The organism is Nitrospirota bacterium (assembly GCA_020846775.1).
Taxonomy (GTDB): domain Bacteria; phylum Nitrospirota; class 9FT-COMBO-42-15; order HDB-SIOI813; family HDB-SIOI813; genus RBG-16-43-11.
Genome location: JADLDG010000095.1, coordinates 1 through 2,501, shown reverse-complemented (window position 1 = coordinate 2,501; position 2,501 = coordinate 1). Strand labels below are relative to the sequence as shown.

Annotated in this window: 5 protein-coding genes and 1 pseudogene; all 6 read left to right on the top strand. The window is 41.7% G+C overall.

Annotated features, from left to right (window positions below; translation table 11 throughout):
• Positions 1-200: 200 nt before the first annotated feature.
• A complete protein-coding gene (locus tag IT392_11325; GenBank protein MCC6545067.1) occupies positions 201-437 on the top strand; it encodes a hypothetical protein in 237 nt (78 codons plus the stop codon).
• Between the two features lie 289 nt (positions 438-726).
• A pseudogene (locus tag IT392_11320) lies at positions 727-786 on the top strand (SEC-C domain-containing protein).
• Positions 787-961: 175 nt separating this feature from the next.
• Positions 962-1,258, top strand: coding sequence for a BrnT family toxin (locus IT392_11315; GenBank protein MCC6545066.1), 297 nt, complete (start codon positions 962-964; stop codon positions 1,256-1,258).
• Entirely contained in the window at positions 1,236-1,520 is a 285-nt protein-coding gene (locus IT392_11310; GenBank protein ID MCC6545065.1) for an antitoxin, read from the top strand. The genes IT392_11315 and IT392_11310 overlap by 23 nt, the downstream gene beginning before the upstream one ends.
• 91 nt (positions 1,521-1,611) lie before the next feature.
• Positions 1,612-1,863: a UPF0175 family protein gene (locus IT392_11305; GenBank protein MCC6545064.1), complete on the top strand. Its 252-nt coding sequence runs from the start codon at positions 1,612-1,614 to the stop codon at positions 1,861-1,863.
• A 199-nt stretch (positions 1,864-2,062) separates the two neighbouring features.
• A partial coding sequence (locus IT392_11300; GenBank protein ID MCC6545063.1) for a beta-lactamase family protein occupies positions 2,063-2,501 on the top strand: 439 nt, incomplete at its 3' end.

Sequence of the window (2,501 nt, the reverse complement as noted above, 5' to 3'; positions counted from 1 at the left end):
TCGTATTGCTTCTTCCTTGAACTCCTTACTGTGCTTCCTATGACCTTTACGTTCTTCCATTTCACACCTCCCAGGTTAATTATTCTACCTAACCCTTCAGTGTGTCCGCAATAGTGGGGGAAGATCACCTTACAAAGAGAGTGTATGAGTTCATTTTAAAACCCGACGGTAGACCAGATCAACCATTATTTGACGAGATTATGCAAAAGGCAGACTCTGACTTTGCAGGGTGGCTGGTGTGCCTTCCATTTACGCTTCGTGATCAGGGTGGCATGGTAGACAGGGCAATTGAAGTAGGCAGTCTTTTTGCCGAGGCTACTCTCCGGACAATTTCCTCGGTGACATTGTCGTTATACTTGCAGATGCTGGAAGACGGGAGCAGACTCTTAAAATTGTATCTGAGAACCTGGAGAAGTTTCATGACGATGCCTGGGTGATTATAAAATCGGGGGATGCCTTAAGTAAATTAAAAGAGACCGACAAGGCTATCGAGCTCTATTACCGTGCATACGCTTTGACGGAACCACTCAGTTATGACAGGGAGGGAGCGCTTGAACGTCTTATTCCCCTACTCAGGGAGATTGGCAATGACGATGCTGCAGATGATTTGGTCAAAAGGGAAGAGAAAGCAAGGGAAGAAAAATACAAAAACTTTGATACGATCCCTGGCTCTGCGGCGAGAACGCCTGTTGCACTGAATCCGATACCTGCAAAGTCCTTAATGGAAGGAACCAGCCCTGTCCCTGCGGAAGAGGGAAGAAATACAAACAGTGCTGCGGGAGATAAGGTGGTGATTCCGAAACCTTGTCAATAGCTCGATTCACCTATCGGTCTTTGAGCGCCTACTCCCCGAATTCGCATATTCATTTGCCTGATATTTCACCGATATTTGCTGAAGCATATGACTTGATCTGAGAAAAACAATGTTGACAAAAGGCAGACAATGTCGTAAAAATATACTATGAAGGTTTTCCAATGGAATAATGAGAAGAATGAGTGGTTGAAGAAAAGCAGAGGAGTGAATTTTGAACAGGTTGTTATCTTGATGGAACGGGGAGATATCGTTGAAATAGTCAATCACCCGAATCAAGATAAGTATTCGGGACAAAAAATTGCAACAGTCAGGATTGATGATTATGCGTATCTCGTTCCTTATGTAGAAGAAAGCGAAACGATATTCTTAAAAACCATTATTCCCAGCAGAAAAGCTACAAACAAATATGTGAGGACAAAAAATGAAAAAGACAATATTAAATGAGGAAGAAAAAGATATTTTAGAATCTTACGAACGTGGAGAATGGATGCCTATTAAGAATCCAAAGGCGGAAATTAAAAAACTTCGGCAATATGCGAGGAATACACTGCAAAAAGACAAGAGGATTAATATCCGAATGTCATCAAAAGATTTGGATCAAGTACAGGTTATTGCTGTTCAAGAGGGCATTCCTTACCAGACACTGATATCCAGCATCATTCATAAATATGTGGCTGGCTATTTAATAGAGAAAAAAAAGGCTTAAGCCTCTGATTAACATCATTGGAGCGGGAAACGGGAAACAGGAAACAGGAAGAAAATTCATTCAGAAGTTTTTGATGAAAACGTGACTGATTATTCCACAGCCCAGCCTTATTTCTGATGAAATTATTCAATCAACCAGATTCACAGAAGATGAATTCAAACAAGAAATAGCTGTCTTACTTTTTCAAAAGGAAAAGCTGACGCTTGCACAGGCAAGCCGTTTCGCAGGAATGACCCGTCTGCAATTTCAGCATTTGCTTGCAAGCAGAAATATTCCTGTACATTATGACATCGTCGAATTTGAAGATGATTTAAAAACATTAAAGGACTCTGGCAGGCTGTGATTGTTGCAAGTAATATATCTCCATTAATGAAACTTGTTGTTATTAATCAAATGAGAATAAAAGAACAGATTTAAGGTAAGGTCATCATTTTTGAAGAAGTATTGAAACCAAAAGGAAGGCCAGGGGCTGATGTCAAATAGGGGAGATTAGTTATAAGTTCAGAAAATAGAACCGGCCCATTTATTTTTATTATAATTAAGTGAAAAGATTTCCAAAGATAATTATCTTCGTTGCTGTCTTACTCGTCCTCGTTATTATTAGCCTCTATTCTCTTGCACCACATCCCCCCGGGGTCCCGGATCAGGTAGAAAATGTGCAAGAATTAGATGCCTTTTTTGAAAGGCTTGTTGCATCTGGCAGTCCGCCAGGGTTATCTGCAGCAGTAGTTAAAAATGGCCGGCTTGTATACAACCGTGCCTTTGGCTACGCTGATGGCCCGCGGGGCATAAAGGCCGTGCCTGAGACCGTCTATCACTGGTGGTCTATGACCAAAATCCCTACAGTCGTTGCTATACTTCAATTGATGGAACAGGGTAAACTGGGGCTCGATGACCCGGTAACGAGGCATCTGCCATGGTTTAATGTAATCTATCCTTCGGATCACAGCCCTGTTGTGACTATTCGCCACCTGATTCAGC